The organism is Vibrio sp. 970, assembly GCF_033339075.1.
This window is the reverse complement of the sequence record NZ_JAWOTW010000816.1, coordinates 1-518: the sequence shown is the minus strand read 5'-3', so window position 1 is coordinate 518 and position 518 is coordinate 1. Positions and strand designations below refer to the sequence as shown.

Here is a 518-nt window from a genome sequence, read left to right as displayed (position 1 = left end):
ATTCAGCTCAATCTCGCGTTTTCGCTGCTGCATCCGGTTCTTACGGTCAGGGTTTGTACCTAGCAGCGGTTTCCGGCTCGAACGAAAACATGAACTTCGACGGTAAAACTCGTCTAGCTGAAAGCGACGCGTACGAAGCGTTGATCGCTTATGCACTGCCTAATAGCCTAAACCTGAGCATCAACTACGAAATGGTTGAAGGCAAAGACGTGAAAGGCGCGAAGACAGAAACGGCGCGTGAAGAAATGGCGCTGCAAGCAGAATACAACTTCACACCTAAGTTTGTGGGTTATGCGGGTTACCAGTTTGACTTGAACGATGCTAACAGTCGCCAACCTGAATACAAAGCTGATGACAAATGGGCACTTGGTGCACGTTACTACCTATAATTGTCGTTACAGTTATCGATTCAAAAGCCAGCATGATGCTGGCTTTTTTCGTTTTTTCGAAGAATCAACATGCGTTTCAAACTGATGACACAAAACATAAAACGGGCTGAATGTCTTATTTTGGATACT

The 518-nt window shown here is 45.4% G+C and carries 1 pseudogene; it reads left to right on the top strand.

Going from position 1 to position 518, the window contains the following annotated elements:
• A pseudogene (locus R7Q11_RS29365) lies at positions 1 to 389 on the top strand (porin); the annotation flags it as partial.
• Positions 390 to 518: the final 129 nt, after the last annotated feature.